This window comes from Phocaeicola vulgatus ATCC 8482, assembly GCF_000012825.1.
In the GTDB taxonomy this organism is placed as follows: Bacteria; Bacteroidota; Bacteroidia; order Bacteroidales; family Bacteroidaceae; genus Phocaeicola; species Phocaeicola vulgatus.
In genome coordinates, this window is the sequence record NC_009614.1 from 2698061 (window position 1) to 2712073 (window position 14013).

General features: G+C 39.2%; 8 protein-coding genes and 1 tRNA gene. 4 read left to right on the top strand and 5 right to left on the bottom strand.

The window, feature by feature from the left end:
* Positions 1-15 precede the first annotated feature (15 nt).
* Together BVU_RS10560 and BVU_RS10565 are read right to left on the bottom strand one after the other, a co-directional pair.
* Positions 16-1416, bottom strand: a complete 1401-nt coding sequence (locus BVU_RS10560) for an alanine/glycine:cation symporter family protein (RefSeq protein ID WP_005839028.1) — start codon at positions 1414-1416, stop codon at positions 16-18.
* 5 nt (positions 1417-1421) lie between these two features.
* A complete protein-coding gene (locus tag BVU_RS10565; RefSeq protein WP_005839031.1) occupies positions 1422-2069 on the bottom strand; it encodes an AlbA family DNA-binding domain-containing protein in 648 nt (215 codons plus the stop codon).
* A 132-nt stretch (positions 2070-2201) separates the two neighbouring features.
* Here BVU_RS10565 and BVU_RS10570 point away from each other — a divergent pair, with 132 nt between their 5' ends.
* Together BVU_RS10570 and BVU_RS10575 are read left to right on the top strand one after the other, a co-directional pair.
* The gene (locus BVU_RS10570; RefSeq protein WP_005839032.1) at positions 2202-6161 is read left to right on the top strand and encodes a two-component regulator propeller domain-containing protein; all 3960 of its coding nucleotides are present in this window, start codon (positions 2202-2204) and stop codon (positions 6159-6161) included.
* 149 nt (positions 6162-6310) lie between these two features.
* The gene (locus BVU_RS10575) at positions 6311-6589 is read left to right on the top strand and encodes a GNAT family N-acetyltransferase (RefSeq protein ID WP_005839036.1); all 279 of its coding nucleotides are present in this window, start codon (positions 6311-6313) and stop codon (positions 6587-6589) included.
* A gap of 74 nt (positions 6590-6663) precedes the next feature.
* On the opposite strand, the gene BVU_RS10580 is transcribed toward BVU_RS10575, so the two are convergent.
* The 3 genes from BVU_RS10580 to BVU_RS10590 form a co-directional block, all read right to left on the bottom strand.
* The gene (locus BVU_RS10580) at positions 6664-7959 is read right to left on the bottom strand and encodes a serine dehydratase subunit alpha family protein (protein WP_005839040.1); all 1296 of its coding nucleotides are present in this window, start codon (positions 7957-7959) and stop codon (positions 6664-6666) included.
* 191 nt (positions 7960-8150) lie between these two features.
* Positions 8151-10184: a protein-disulfide reductase DsbD family protein gene (locus tag BVU_RS10585; RefSeq protein ID WP_005848813.1), complete on the bottom strand. Its 2034-nt coding sequence runs from the start codon at positions 10182-10184 to the stop codon at positions 8151-8153.
* A gap of 132 nt (positions 10185-10316) precedes the next feature.
* The gene (locus tag BVU_RS10590) at positions 10317-12068 is read right to left on the bottom strand and encodes an AraC family transcriptional regulator (protein ID WP_005839045.1); all 1752 of its coding nucleotides are present in this window, start codon (positions 12066-12068) and stop codon (positions 10317-10319) included.
* 132 nt (positions 12069-12200) lie between these two features.
* Between BVU_RS10590 and BVU_RS10595 the strand changes: the two genes are divergently transcribed.
* Positions 12201-12285 (top strand) — tRNA-Ser (locus tag BVU_RS10595).
* Between the two features lie 240 nt (positions 12286-12525).
* Positions 12526-13749, top strand: coding sequence for a site-specific integrase (locus BVU_RS10600; RefSeq protein ID WP_011965434.1), 1224 nt, complete (start codon positions 12526-12528; stop codon positions 13747-13749).
* The last annotated feature ends 264 nt before the right edge of the window (positions 13750-14013 follow it).

A 14013-nucleotide genomic window follows, 5' to 3' on the forward strand; every position in this document is an offset into this window, starting at 1 on the left:
GGGAATTGCTTTGTGTTACCAGCATTCCAAATCATTTTCAATATCTTTCATTCTGTCTTTGGTGAAAACTGGATTTTTGACCCCGTTACGTTTCTGAATTCGATAGTCTTCCAATAGACGGAATGCATATTTCCCTAGTAAAGTAATGGCTATCAAGTTACAGATAGTCATAAATCCCATTGCCATATCGGCCAGGCTCCATGCCAGTTCCAGACTGGCCAATGCCCCAAACATAACCATTCCTCCCACTGCTATACGATAAATGGGGATAGCCCATTTCCGATGAGTTATGTAACGTACATTGGCTTCACCGTAATAATAATTTCCCAAAATGCTGCTATAGGCGAAAAACAGAATTGCCACCGCCACATAAATAGTTCCGATGTTGCCTATTTCATTATTCAGTGCCATTTGAGTAAGTTTTATTCCATTGGCTTCTTTTGTGGAGGCTACTCCGCTGAAAAGAATGATGAAAGCAGTGCAGGTACATATGACAAGTGTATCGGTAAAAACTCCCAATGTCTGAATTAATCCTTGTTTTACAGGATGGGTAACATCGGCACTTGCCGCTACATTGGGTGCGGAACCCATACCGGCCTCATTGCTGAATAATCCACGTTTGATTCCTTGCATTAATGCCATGCCTATACCTCCGCTTAATGCCTGTTCCCAGCCAAAGGCATTCGCTATAATCAATTCAATAACTTCTGGCAAATGCTTTGCATTTACAATTACGATGAAAAGGGATAAAAAGATGTATCCCAATGCCATGACAGGAACAATAATGCTACTTACTTTAGCAATACGCTGAATGCCTCCGAAGATGATAATTAATGTGAGCGAGGTCAGTATCACTCCCATTAGGCTGGGAGGAATATTGAATGCTTCTTCGAAAGCGGCACAAATGGTATTGCTTTGTACTGAATTAAAAGCAAATCCAAAAGTAAAGATAAGCAAAAAGGCAAACAAAACTCCCATCCACGGCTGTTTTAATCCTTTTTTCATGTAATAAGCTGGCCCGCCAACGAAAGAATTATGTCCGTGTACTTTATATAATTGAGCCAATGTGGACTCAATAAAAGCGCTGCTGGCCCCAAAAAGAGCAATTACCCACATCCAGAAAACTGCACCCGGACCACCCAAAGTAATGGCGGTGGCGACTCCTGCCAAATTGCCTGTTCCTACGCGGCTAGCTATGGAAACGGCAAAAGCTTGAAAAGAGGAAATATGGTGTTCGCGACCTTCTGTCTTGCCTGTAGAATCACCTAATAGACGTATCATTTCTCTTATCATGCGGAATTGTACGAAATTTGTTTTAAAAGTAAACCAAAATGCACATCCTAACAGCATGATGATCAAAATATAAGTCCAAAGCACATCATTCACTCTGCTGATTAATAGGGTCAGTATATCCATTTTACTTATTCCTTGTTTAATTTAAAATAGAACTTATGTCCATGGAAAACAAGTTCCACTAGACCAAAACGGATAAAGTCTGCTAATAGTTCACAAGTTGTCTTGTGGTTTAACCTGCAAAGTTTGCAACATTGATTTAATGAAAGTTTCTCTTTTTCTTTCAAGGCATCCAGTAACCGTTGCTCTCTTTCGGTAAATGTTACAAGTGCTCCTTCAGGTTTCTTGCTGTGTTGCCACATCTTTAGATGGACGGGAGTGGCCAGTATGTTTTCGTCTTTGATGCGGATATAGGCCCATGGCTTATTCGTTTCATCTAGGGCATATACAGGTTTAGAAACCGTTTCGTTAATACGTATTTCCAATACAGTCTTTCCTTCTACCTTGTAAGTCTGCGTTTCCAGTTCTACTTTGGGCTTGCAATACATGGTTGCTGCTGCTTCTATCATATATATTTCTTCGTCAGAGCGGACTCCTGCTATTTTGCCATTGTCCTTTACTCCTATTAACAGCCTGCCGCCCTCGGTATTGGCGAATGCGGAAAGGCTACGGGCTATTTTGCGTGCGTCCGAAATCTCGAATTTGAAATCCTGATGACAGTGTTCTCCCTCCGAGACAAGCTGTCGTATGTATTGTGTATCCGTTAATGCTTTCATTTCAATTGCAAAAATAGGAAAAATGAAACATATTGTGGGTATCGAATGATAAAAAAGCCGATATTAGTTTGTCTGTTATCAAGCTTTTTGCTTCATTTGCAGTGGAATAAAAATAATTAGCCTTTAAAATCTATGGGAATAAGAAAAAAATGTTTGATCATTACATTATTATGCTTTTCTAGTCTGATGCATGCAAGTGAATTCATGTTTAAACATTTGGAGGTGAAAGATGGTCTGTCAAACAATCAAGTCCTTGATATATTTAAAGATTCCGAAGGTTTTATGTGGTTTGCCACAGCTTCCGGTTTAAATCGGTATGACGGGTGCCAGATGACTTTGTTTCGTAGTAATAATGCTGATCCGGCTTCTTTACCTGATAATTATATCAAAAGCATACAAGAAGATTATAAAGGAAATTTATGGATTCTTACCGGTGTGGGTTATGTCATTTACAACTCGGAATCAGAAACATTTGATAGGGAGGTGCATGCATGGCTATGTGAAGTCGGTATTGACGGAACTCCAGCATTAGTATATATAGACCATAATAAAAATATGTGGTTTTATATAAAAGGAAAAGGCTGTTATTTGTACATTCCGGAATCTCAATTACTGTATCCGCTTTTGTTTGATACTCATCAGTTGCCAGAAGGTGATATTACGGACATTGTAGAATGTAGCAAGGGAATCTTGTTGGTATATAATACCGGAAGACTTGTTTGTTTGGATACTCGGACAAATGAGATTAAATGGCAGCAGGATGATTTGGTTGGGGAATTGGGAACTGACAAGCAGGGAATTTTCACTCTGTTTGTAGATCGTGATAATGATATATGGATGTACAGTCCGCTTGGAATATGGGTTTATAATCCGGAACAGGAAAAGTGGCTGTCTTGGCTGACAAATATTATCAAGCGTCGGTCTCATAACATGGTCCGTGCTGTATCACAGGATAAGCAGGGGCGTATATGGATAGGAACAGATCAGGATGGCATTGATATATTGGATAAGAAGACAGGGGAAGTGAGGCAGTTGCGGAACAAGACAGGTGATGAACGTAGTTTGCAAAATAATACAGTAATGGTTCTATACGAGGATTCCAGTGAAACTATGTGGGTGGGGACTTATAAAAAAGGAATTTCCTATTTTAATGAGTGTGCTTTTAAATTTGGTGCAGAGTATATAGGAGATATTAGTTGCATTGAAGAAGACAAAGAGGGGTATGTGTGGCTGGGTACCAACGATGTCGGTATCATATATTGGAATTCCGTGACTGGCAACCGGGCTGCTTTTCCACAGAAAGGTATGGATAAACTCACTACTGATGCTATTGTTTGCATTTTGAAAGCCGGTGATGGGAAACTTTGGATTGGTACTTTTGGGGGAGGCTTGATTTGTTATGATAACGGTCGTATTATTCATTATAAAAAAAACATACCGGAACGGCAAAATTCTTTGGCTCATAATAATGTATTGGCTTTGGCTGAAGATAAGCAGGGGATTATATGGATAGGTACATTGGGTGGGGGAGTGCAGAGTTTGAATCCCAAGACGGGTTTGTTCACCACTTATAATACAACTTCGGCCGGCTTGATATCCGATTATGTTTCCTCTTTGTGTATGGGAAAAGAGGGCTCTTTGTGGATTGGTACCGCTCAGGGACTTTCGGAATTGGATATTGAAACTAAAAAAGTGGTTAATCTGGAAGGTACTAAATCTGGTAAGGAATATTTTTCTGATCAGAATATAAGTCAGGTGTATGAGGATAGCCGTGGATTGATATGGATTGGTACATGTGAGGGGCTGAATGTTTATAATCCCAAAACGGATGAACTGATTATATTAGGAGTGGAGCAAGGAGTTTCCAGCCCTATCATTTCTGGAATAGTAGAAGATGGTAATGAAAATATATGGGTGACTACAGCACGTGGAATAACTAATGTCATACCGGCAGTAGATTTAAAAACAGGGCGCTATATTTTTCATAGTTGTGTTTATGATGACAAAGATGGTTTGCAAAATAGTGGGTTCAACCTGCGTTCCATTAAAAAATTGTCTTCTGGAGAAATTCTTATGGGAGGGCTGTATGGTATTAACCGCTTCCGTCCGGATGATATAAAATACAATAAAAAACGTCCCAGCGTGATGTTTACCCGTTTGTTCTTGTTCAATGAAGAAGTAGGGGTGGGTGAGGAATATGAAGGTAGGGTGATTTTGGATAAGGCGTTGAACAAGGTAGATCAGATAAAATTGAGTTATGAACAGAATATGTTCAGTGTACAATTTGCTTCTGATAACTATATTTTGCCGGAAAAAACGGAGTATGCTTATAAACTGGAAGGTTTCAATGAGGGTTGGATGACTACTGCCTTTGGCAAAGTGACTTATACTAATCTAGCTCCCGGAACTTATATGCTGAAGGTGAAAGCAGTCAACAGTGACGGATATGGTGGAGATGAAGAAGCTTCATTGAAAATTGTTATCTATCCTCCTTTTTGGCGTTCCGTTTGGGCATATGTTGTTTATAGCCTTTTGTTGGTTGCTGTATTGATATTGGGACGCTATTGGATTCTGCGTGGAGAACGGGATAAATTTAAAAAACAGCAAATAAAGCAAGAAATAGAGAGGAATCAGGAGAAGGCAGATATGAAATTGAAGTTCTTCACTCATGTCGGCCACGAATTACGTACTCCGCTCACTCTTATTATCTCACCGTTGGAAACGCTGATGAAGGAATATCAATCGGATGCTGCTCTGATGGATAAATTGAATATAGTGCAACGCAATGCATTAAGGTTGTTGAATCTTGTAAATCAGTTGTTGGATTTTAGGAAAATTGATGTGAATGGATATTATTTAAGTCTGTCTGATGATGATATCATCTCTTGTATTCATACGATTTGTGATTCTTTTATCTCTTTGTCTGAAAAGAAAGATATTTCTCTCATTTTTCATTCAGCAGTTCCTTCGTTGAATATGTTGTTTGATGGGGATAAAATGAGGGAAGTGATGATGAATCTGCTTTCCAATGCTTTAAAATTTACTTGCAATGGTGGACGAGTTGATGTGTCTGTCGGTTTAGTAGAAGGACAGGATTCTCGGGAAATGCTGGAAATCAGAGTGGTTGATACAGGTGTCGGCATTAAAGAAGAAAACAGAGAACGCATTTTCGAACGTTTTTATCAAGTGGATAATCCGGATATGAATATCTCAGATGGCGGAGGTGGTCTGAGTATTGTACGTGATTTTGTCACACTTCACGATGGCACGGTGAACGTAATGGATAATACTCCTGTCGGTTGTGTTTTTGTTATCCATATCCCGGTAAAGCGTTCCGAGAGTAAACCGACGAAGATAGAACAGGTGCAAGTTACAGATAAGCCGGTAGAAGACATTTCCACACTTCAGATTCCGGAGTTTTATATGGCGTCTAATGCCGGGGAGGAATCGGAAGAAGAACCAAACCATATAATAACAATAGAAGGACTGGAGGAGGATATCCGAAGATTAGAATCTGGTAATACGGAAGAAATTGCAGAAGAAAAAAACATAGAAACAATCTCAGCCGTTGCTCCACAAAGAGCAACGGTGATTCAATTGATTGAGGGTGAGGATAATGAGATGATAACTCATATTATTCCACCGGAGGAGTTGCCGGAAATGGTGACTGCTGTTCCTGAAGAAAAAAGTGAACAGAAGTTGAAAACGGTTTGGAATCATGCTTATATTGATTTCAAACCTAGTGGGACTGCTATAACTTCGATGGATGAAAAACTGATAAATCATGCTGTGAAATATGTAGAAGACAATATTGCACGCAGTGATTTGTCTGTAGAAGAGTTAAGCAAGGAATTAGGGATGAGCCGCGTTCATTTATATAAAAAGTTATTGGCTATTACCGGTAAGACTCCTATCGAGTTTATTCGTATAATTCGTTTACAGCGGGCTGCCCAATTACTCCGTGGAAGTCAACAGAATATTTCGGAAATAGCCTATCAGGTGGGCTTTAATAATCCGAAATATTTCAGTCGGTATTTTAAGGAAGAATTTGGTATACTACCTTCGGCTTTTCAATATAGACAAGGCAGATAGTTCTCAATATTTTATAGTGTCATTTAAAGTGTGTATCGGAGTTTCGTCAACAGACATACGTTCTGTAACAGATTTCATCTATGAGTAAAAACAATTCCATTTTATTATTGTTTTTATTAGTAATAGTCATACATTAAAACCAATATAGAATGGAACATACAGTTATACATGACGAGAAAGTAGACCGTTTCGAAGTATTTGAATCGGGACAAATCGCCTATTTGCAATATGATGAAAAGAACGGAGTTTTGGATATCCTTCATACCATAGTTCCCCCACAGTTGGAAGGGCAGGGAATAGCTCAGGCTTTGACCGAGGCCGCTGTGAGATATGCTTCGGTTGTAGGGCTTAAAATACGTCCTACTTGTTCTTTTGCAAAAATGTTTTTTACCCGGCATACCCAATATAAAGACATGTTGGTGGAGTGAGAAATAAAATCAGACACGGATTGTATAAAATGCCGTGTCTGATTCGTTTTTAACTCTCTTATCTTTATATATATTTAATCACATTGTTTGTGGGTCATAATATCCAATACTAGTTTATCGGTTTCATTCATGCCTTGTGAACCAATTCTGGTCAGGTTGCGGATGCTGCGGTCCACATCATTGTCAATGATACCTTCTACAGAAGATACACATTTATGTTCCATCGCTAATATAGCTGAAAATACAGCAGTAGAAACACCGCTGCTTAATTTCAGAGCACAACTGGGCTTGGCTCCGTCACAAATCATACCTGTCAGGTTAGCGATCATATTCTGTACGGCAAAAGTGATTTGCTCGTAAGTGCCTCCCATCAAATAAGTGATACCACAGCTGGAACCTGTTGCAGCCACTACACAGCCGCATAGTGCAGACAGACGTCCCAAGCTTTGTTTGATGTAAATCGCTGTCAGGTGGCTAAGTGTCAGTGCGCGGATCAATTCTTCTTCTGATTTATGGTTATCTTCGGCATAGACTACTACCGGTAAAGTAGCTGTAATTCCTTGGTTCCCACTTCCTGAATTGCTCATGACAGGAATCATAGCTCCCGCCATACGTGCATCGCAAGCTGCCGAGGTATAAGAAAGGATGTGGGTAAATGTATTACTTCCCAATATTTGTTCTTCGCTTTTGCTGCTTTTCAGAATCTTGCCTAATTCGTGACCGTAGTTTCCTTTGAAAGAACGTTCTGCCGCTGCTTTGTTCAAACGTTTGGTCTCAAGAATAAAACGAATTTCATCCAATGGTGTGGTGGTGGCAAAATCGTACACTTTCCGCAAGTTCAACTCCGGCTCTTTTGCATCCTCATTGCAGGTGGAGGTAGTTTGTTTGTTTAGTAAAACTTGGTTGTTTAGGGCCACATATATAAAATTGGTATGCCCGCAAGCAATAATGGCCGTCGCTGTATCACCATCAGCTTCACAGATAATTTCGATATATAACTTTTCTTCTATATTCTCTTTCAGCCCGATAGAGATAGCTTGTGAGTCAATTAGTTTTTTACCCTCTGCTACGGCGTCAGGAGTGCTGTCTTTTAAGACTTCCAATTGATATTCGGATTTTCCGATTAATGCCCCTAAGGCGATAGCGATAGGTAGCCCAATCATTCCTGTTCCCGGGATGCCTACTCCCATGGCGTTCTTAAGAATATTGGCGCTGAGTAAAGCTTTAATCCTTTCAGGTCTTTTACCTAGTGTTTCTGTTGCTTTTGCTACACAAAGGGCTACGGCTATGGGTTCTGTGCACCCGATAGCCGGAACGACCTCGCGATTTATAAGGGCAATGATTTGCTCTCTTTCTGGTTTGGCGATCATAGTAGATAATTATTAAGGGGTCTTGCAAAAATCTTTTTGAAAGTGTGTCAAAACTCGGATAAAACTATCGTTTCGTTTGTCTTTTCCTTTTTGTTGATTTTCAGAATATTTTTCATTAAAGAATATTCTGAAAGAATAAAATGATAGGTTTATTTAGTTTTGACACTCCTTCGACTTTTGACACACTTTGGTTATTTTTTATAGTTTTGTAATCCGGTCTGGAGGAAATCAACATATTTGTCTATATCCTCATCATATGAATATGATTTATTCAACGGTTTTCCCTCATTGTCAATCAATACATAGAAAGGTTGTGCATTGGCACCGAATTTAGAGCGTTGCAGGTAACTCCATTTATCACCGATCGTGCGTAGTGTACGTTCCTTACCGTTCTCCATCACTTTGATGTGTTCGGGCAATGGAGTTTTGTTATCAACGAACAATGTAATCAGTACATAGTCCTCAGTCATCAACTTGTTTACTTTCGGATCAGTCCATACAGCAGCTTCCATTTTACGGCAATTTACACATCCGTAACCTGTAAAGTCAAGCATTACCGGTTTTCCGGTACGTTTTGCATATTCCATACCGGCATCGTAGTCATCAAACTGCGCATGTACTTCATTGGTGTATAAGTTGAAGTCTTGTGTATTCATGGGAGGAGCAAATGCGCTGACAGCTTTCAAAGGAGCACCCCATAAGCCCGGTACCATATATACAGCAAATGCAAGTGAGATAAGAGCCATAAAAAAACGGGCAACACCTACTTTATCATCATCATCATCGTGAGGGAATTTGATCTTACCCAGCAAATAGAAGCCTAGCAAAGCGAAAATCACAATCCACAAAGCAAGGAATGTTTCACGGTCTAGAATTCCCCATCCATAAGCCAAGTCAGCAACCGACAGGAATTTCAAAGCAAATGCGAGCTCAAGGAAACCTAATACTACTTTAATTACATTCATCCAACCACCGGATTTAGGCATGGATTTCAGCCAAGACGGGAACATGGCAAACAGTGTGAATGGCAACGCTAATGCAAGAGCAAAACCTAACATGCCGATAGCAGGGGCAACTACACTACCTGTAGTGGAAACTTCTACCAACAAAAAGCCGATGATAGGACCTGTGCATGAGAATGAAACCAAAGATAGGGTGAATGCCATCAGGAAGATACTTAACAAACCACTGGTCTGTTCCGCTTTACTGTCTACTGCATTGCTCCATTTTGAAGGAAGAGTAAGTTCGAATGCTCCAAAGAAAGAGGCTGCAAACACAATTAGCATCAAGCAGAAGAATATGTTAAAAATAGCATTTGTGGAAAGTGCATTCAAGGCACTGGCACCGAATATCAAGGTTATGGCAAGACCTAATAATACATAGATCACTACGATAGAAGCACCATATGTCCATGCATCACGGATTCCTTTCTTTTTGTCTTTGCTACGTTTTAAAAAGAAACTTACCGTCATTGGGATGATAGGCCATACACAGGGCGTAAATAAGGCAAGTAATCCACCGATAAACCCGGCAAAGAAGATGTAAATCCATGAACGGTCTTGTTGTGATGTCGTTTCGCCAAATGCGTTCAGCTCTTGGATAACCGGAGTCCAATAATCTTGGACAGCAGTGTCATTGCCGATCAGGGCGGCAGTTGTAGCACTATCTGTTGCGGTAGTTGCAGTAGCTGTTTCCGCTACAGGAACTTCCGTTATGGCTGTTTCTGTTTTTGCAGGTTCAGTAGTCTTGCTTGTAGTGGCAGCGGCAACTCCTTTTCCGGAGAAAGAGAAAGAAACTTCAGTAGGAGGCAGACAGTTTTCATCGTTGCAGGCACCGAATTCCATATAACCTTCTATCATATAGGTAGCGCCCGTTATTTTTAGTTTCTGAATGAAAATGGCAGTGTTCTCAAAGTAACGTAATTTCATTTCAAACACCTTGTCGAAGTTTTCAATTTCTTTACCTTGTGGAGTGAGCTTTCCTACTAATTCTACTCCTTCTATCTTGTCTACGTTGAAAGTTGCGGAGATAGGACCTCCCGAAGGAAGATCAGTGGAATAAACGTGCCATCCGGCATCAATCTTACCAGTGAATACTATTTGTGCTTCCGTATCGGAAATCGTCTTTAACTCGGTTTTGAATTGTACCGGATCTTGAATCTGGGCAACTGCCGGAAGCAATGCCATAACGATTAAGAGGCAACTTAAAAAAAACTTCTTTTTCATTACGTATTATTTAAATTTGGATTAATGTTCATACCGCAAAGTAAGGGATAATATCTTAGATATGCCTCTTTATACCTATATTAATATCGGCAATTGCTGTTTTCAGAATAAAAAAAAGAGCAAAAAGATAACCTATTGCTCTTTTTGAAGTTCCATAACTTTGTTCCTATATTGGGAGGGAGTCATTCCCACTGAGGATTGGAAAAGGTTATAAAAGGTGGAAATGGAGTTAAATCCCAGCTCTGTAGAAATGGCTTTCAGCGGAGTTTCGTTATTGGGGTCGGATAATAGACGGATAGCTTCTTCAATACGGAAACGGTTTACATAATGAGTGAAGGATAGTTTGGATTGTTCATTGATGATACGTGATAGATAAGTACGGTTAGTTCCTAATATTTCTGCTACTTTGTCTTTTGTTATAAAATTGTCTTTGTAAATTTTTTCTTCTCTCATAATACGCTCTAATGTACGGAAAAGTTCTAAACTTTTCTCGTCGGTGAGTGAGGAGGAAGCATATTTTTCGGAAGTAGAAACCATGGAGGGGGCATTGGTTTCCAATTCTTTTATACGGCGATGCAGTTCCGTTTCTCTTTTGATTGCTTCTTGATTTTGCTTGACTATACTTAAATAAAGTTTGTTTTTACGGTGGTAGAGGTAATAAAGCAATCCTAGAACAATCACAATGATAATAAGAATAAATGTCTGTTGTTGTATACGCTGTTCTTTCTGCATTACATCCAGTTTGCTTTGTTTTATCAAATTTTCCTGCCGCTCAGAGTCGTATTTGAATCGCATTTCACTTAAATCTCTTTCTTTGTCCTTGTTGAAAAGACTGTCGTTTTCCAAACGGAATATTTTATAATATTTCAGTGCGTCATGATATTGGTGCAATTGCTCATAGCAGGTGGACAGATTTTCGTATAGTTCATTGCGATGGATGGCGTTGACGCGTGCATAAGAAATAGCTATTCCTTGTTTTAACAATAAAATAGCTTCTGGTTGTTTGTTTTGCTGCATTAGTATACGTGCATATCCCAAATGGGCATAGACAATAGAGGAAGTTTGTGCCGCCTGTTTGTCCTTCATGGCTTTTTTGTAATATTCCAAGGCCTGGGCATATTCACCCATATCATATAATATATTGCCAAAGAGATTGTAGGTATGGGCTTGGTCGTAGAAATCATTTTCCAGCATCAATGTTTCGGCTTCATGTATATATTTCATTGCTTCCTCATTCTGTTTCATTAAAAAATACATATAGGCAGAATTTACTGCACCGGAATAAATGATGTATGGATTACGCATACTGTGTCCTAATTCATAACATTCTAATGCGTATTTGATACCGGCTGTATCTTTTTTGAGGTAATAGATGTTTGCTAAATTGCCTAAAAGCAAAGCGTATTGTTGTTGGAAATTATTTTGTTGTGCCAACTGGATACCTTTATAAAGCCATCGTATGGCACGGTAATAATCGGTTTCAATATTTGCAGAGTAGAGTCCGAGACTACCATAGACGGAACAAAGGGTGGAGTCATTATTCAGTTTGGTTGCTAGTTCAAGAGAAAGGTTCAAGTTTTTTTTGGCTATTTTTTCCCGTCCGCTCATCATTTGTGCTTGTGCTTGGTAGATATATGAATAGAGTTGGAGTAGAGGATTTTTAGTCTTGTCCGCTACGTTTTTCATAATCTCGGCGTAAGTGATGGTTTTGGAATAATCTCCTTTATTTAAATAGTATTGGCATAGAAACTTTAATGCATCCCCGTTATCAGGTTCTTTCCTAATGATCTCCAACTGTTTCTCAAGGATGACGGGGCGCTTTTGTGCATGTACACAAAAGGATATTCCCAAAAGTAACAGTAAGAAAAGACATTTTAGTTTCATATGCTTTTTTTCGGTTGAGAGTGCAAATATAATAAAACCTTTAATTTTTCTTGTTCAAAAGTCTTGCATATTTAAAATAAAGTCGTACCTTTGCAACGCTTTCAACAAAAAGCACTTCTGAAAGGAAGTTTTGGAGAGGTGGCAGAGTGGTCGATTGCGGCGGTCTTGAAAACCGTTGTACCGCGAGGTACCCGGGGTTCGAATCCCTGTCTCTCCGCAAAAATAGAATGCAAATGAAAGAAAATCCCTGTAAACTAACAAATTACGGGGATTTTTTATTTTTGGTACATAGCAAAAATAAGCATATTAAAGCATTCTTTCGGTGTACTATTCGGTGTACCTTATTACCTTCAATGTCAGGTACACCTATTTGGTGAATAATTCATTGTTTATTAGTATTTTGCATCTTGACTTGTTGCTCTTAGAAATTTAGTTTTGTGATTAAAAAACAAGTAAGATGGAAAGAACAACATTTTGTCTATTGTTCTACATTCGTAGGACGAAATTGAATCGGAACGGTGAGGCTCCGATAATGATGAGAATTACAGTGAATGGAGTCCGGGTTGATGCTTCAGTGAAGAAAACAATTTTTCCGGAGTTCTGGAGTGCGGCAAAAGGAAAGGCTTTGGAAAAGAAACGGGAGTACAAGGAACTGAATTTGTATCTTGACTCAATCCGCTTACGGATAATGAAGATTCAGCGTGAATTGGAGATAGAGGGTGTATCCGTTTCTGCCAATAGTGTCCTGGAGCGTTTCTTGGGTAAGGATGCTCCCGTACAGCGTACTTTGTTTGAGGTCTTTCGGGAACATAATGATAAATGTGCTCAATTGTCTGGTACGGACATGGCACCTGCAACTGTACAGCGTTATGAAACATCTTTGAAACATACCCAGGATTTTGTTTGGGAAACATATCATAAAAAAGACATTCTTTTGGGAGATGTTTCCCGTCAGTTTATTGAGGATTATGAGTTCTGGCTGAAGACAGAGAAAAAGTGTTGTCACAATACTGCTACTAAATATCTAAAGAACTTCAAGAAGATAATCCGTATAGCTTTGGCTAAGGGATGGATGAAGAATGATCCATTTTCTGAAATAAAGTTCTCACTGGATAAAGTAGAACCGGATTTTTTGGAAGATTCGGAGATTCAAAAACTGATTTCAAAGGAGATTGATATTCCACGGTTGGGTCAGGTGCGTGATGTTTTTGTGTTCTGTTGCTTCACAGGTTTGGCTTTCTCGGATATTCATGATTTGAAAAAGGAACACATAGTAGAGGATTCGAACGGTGCCAAATGGATACGCAAAGGGAGACAGAAAACCAAAATTATGTGTAATATTCCATTGATGGAAGTGCCTTTGAAGATCCTAGGAAAGTATTCCACTAATGAATATTGTAAAAGTCGCGGTGTGCTTTTTCCTGTTCTTTGTAATCAAAAGATGAATGCGTATCTCAAGGAATTAGCTGATATTTGTGGCATTAAGAAAACATTGACGACTCATGTGGCCCGTCATACTTTCGCAACGTTTGCTTTGGCAAATGGTGTTTCCATTGAGAGTGTTGCTAAAATGTTGGGGCATACCAATGTTCAGATGACCCGTCATTATGCACGTGTGTTAGACCGTACGGTGATACGTGAGATGTCGCAGGTCAGAATGGATTTTCAATTATCTCTGTAATGTGATTATAGAGTAAGTTTGTATTATATTTTTCTGTTTCTTCTTATCAAAAGATTCTTTTTAAGCATATTCTTATAATTGTGAAATAGCCGGAATTACCCTCCGGCTATTTTTGTACCTCTTTGTCGGTTTCTGTCCTTTTTTGTCGGTTGCTCAACGGTTGAGTAACCAATGGCCTCATAATAACTCTGTAATATTGCACCATAAATGATAAAAACAAGGTCAATATGTTAATGCTATCAATTTTACACAGGACAAAAAGAC

Excerpts from the sequence above, each read along its gene's own strand:
- BVU_RS10585 (WP_005848813.1), bottom strand. The coding sequence starts at position 10,184 with ATGAAAAAGAAGTTTTTTTTAAGTTGCCTCTTAATCGTTATGGCATTG.
- BVU_RS10565 (WP_005839031.1), bottom strand. The coding sequence starts at position 2,069 with ATGAAAGCATTAACGGATACACAATACATACGACAGCTTGTCTCGGAG.
- BVU_RS10575 (WP_005839036.1), top strand. The coding sequence starts at position 6,311 with ATGGAACATACAGTTATACATGACGAGAAAGTAGACCGTTTCGAAGTA.
- BVU_RS10590 (WP_005839045.1), bottom strand. The coding sequence starts at position 12,068 with ATGAAACTAAAATGTCTTTTCTTACTGTTACTTTTGGGAATATCCTTT.
- BVU_RS10600 (WP_011965434.1), top strand. The coding sequence starts at position 12,526 with ATGGAAAGAACAACATTTTGTCTATTGTTCTACATTCGTAGGACGAAA.
- BVU_RS10570 (WP_005839032.1), top strand. The coding sequence starts at position 2,202 with ATGGGAATAAGAAAAAAATGTTTGATCATTACATTATTATGCTTTTCT.
- BVU_RS10560 (WP_005839028.1), bottom strand. The coding sequence starts at position 1,416 with ATGGATATACTGACCCTATTAATCAGCAGAGTGAATGATGTGCTTTGG.
- BVU_RS10580 (WP_005839040.1), bottom strand. The coding sequence starts at position 7,959 with ATGATCGCCAAACCAGAAAGAGAGCAAATCATTGCCCTTATAAATCGC.